At 65.8% G+C, this 1,958-nt stretch carries 2 protein-coding genes; both read left to right on the forward strand.

Translation table 11 applies throughout. From position 1 onward, the window contains the following. The coding region (locus tag ACT53T_RS00005) for a hypothetical protein (protein WP_476159329.1) at positions 1-663 on the forward strand (663 nt) is incomplete at its 5' end. Between the two features lie 39 nt (positions 664-702). Then, positions 703-1,958 (forward strand): DUF2793 domain-containing protein (locus ACT53T_RS00010; protein WP_476159330.1); only part of this gene is annotated, 1,256 nt, incomplete at its 3' end.

Here is a 1,958-nt window from a genome sequence, read left to right on the forward strand (position 1 = left end):
AGTGACGAGCAGGCCTACGCCCTCGGCTACCGTGCGCAAAAGCGCCAGAACACGCCGATGAAGCTGACGGCGACGGGTCCGCTGCGCATGCTCGAGGCCGATGGCGAGCGCGTCGTGCGCATCACCTCCGCGCGCTATGGAATAGACGCGGTGTTCCGCGTCATGCAGCTGACGCTCGCGAACGGCTCCAGCGTTCAGGGCGTCTTCCACCTAGTCACCGCAGATATGTATGCGGATGTGATCTCGCCGCGCGACGCGATCAATCCGAGCCTGCCCGGAATCACGCTGGTCAATCCTTACGCCCCGCCGACTCCCGACGCGCCGGCTTTGTCGTCGACCGTGCTCACCTCGACGACGGCGGAAATTCTCGCGGTCGCGCATTTTGACGGCGGCGCCTCGGCGCCGACCAATGGCGACACGTCGAGCTACACGCGCTTTCGCTCGCGGCCCGTCGACGTTTCGACAGGCGCGCCGCTCGGCGACGGCTCTTGGACGATCTGGTCGAACTACTCGTCCATCTCACTCTATTCCGCGACCTCGCCGGCCATAACCGGCGTCACCGGCACGCCGCAGCGTTTCGAGGTCCAGTGCTGGCTCGTCTCCACGGCGGGCAATCCGGGCAATCCCTCGCCCTCCTCCTTCCTCACCATCACGACCTTCTGAAGATCGCGCTTCGGCGCGACCAAGGGAAAGCCCCGCCTCATGACCGATCTCGCCGCACTCTTCGCGACCATCTACCGCGATTACAAGGACGATGGCGTCGCCTCCTCAGGTCCGAACGAGCCCGCGAAGTCCGACATTCGTGGGATCGGCCCCGCCATCGCCTCTGAGATCCTCGCGCGCTATTCGGCGCCCGTCGCCGGCGTCCAGTCGCGCACGGTCGCGACGCCGCCGGCGAGCCCGAGCGCCGGACAAAAATGGATCGTGCCGGCCGGCGGCACGGGCGTGTTCAGCGGCCAGGCGGGAAAGGTCGCGGAATATTCCGGCTCGGCCTATGTCTTCACCGCGCCGACCGCCGGCTATACGGCCTTCGTGCTCGATGAGGTCGAGCTCTATGGCTACGACGGCGCGTTATGGAATCTGCTCACCGGCGCAGCCATCGCTAAGAAGCTGCTGAGCGAGCTGGCGATGATTACGACAGCGCCAGCCGACAAGGAGGCGCATGTCTATGCCGACGCGATCGGAACGACGGTCTCGCGCGCCCGCTCCTCCAATGTCGCGACTGTCGTCTATGCCGCCGCACATGGCTTGAGCGTCGGCAATGCGTATAATCAGCGCGGCCTCTCAGGCTCCGGCTACAATGGCCGCGTGACGGTCGCGAGCGTGCCGAATGCAACGACCGTCACCTATGCCAGCACGGGCGGCGATGAGTCGACGACGGCCGACGCCGGCGGCTCCGCCGATCGCAATGGCGTCTATCACTCGGACGGCGCGGGCGGTTGGCCTTGGATCAGCGATCTTTCCATCGACGTGCTGATCGCACAATTCGCCGCATTGAAGCTGCGCGTCGCGCCTTACTATTCCAACGTCGCGGCAGGCCTCTCCGACGTCGCCGCGGGCGCCTATTTCACCGTGCGGCCGTCGGCCTATTCCGGCATGGCGTCGGACGTCTACCTCAACAATTCCGGCGTCGCCTCCTATCAATTCTCGGCCCCGACCGGCGGCCCCGGAAAGACGCTGGACACGAGCTTCACAGCCGCGAGCGGATTTATCTACGGCGTGCTGGACGCATCGGGCCGCATGTTGGCCGGCTGCGATGCGACGGCGCGATGGTCGGGCAAATTCGTGACGCCTGGTTCCGGCCTCGTCGAGAGCTTTGACGCCTTCGGCCGGCAAAAGCTCACCGTCGGCGGAATCGGCGGCGCCAATTTCGATGGTTCCGTCGCGTCGATCTCGGGCTATTTGTGGGGCGTTGTCGACAGCGCCGGGAGAATCCTCGGCGCCGTGAGGCCGAATGC

The organism is Methylosinus sp. DMC45 (assembly GCF_056313885.1).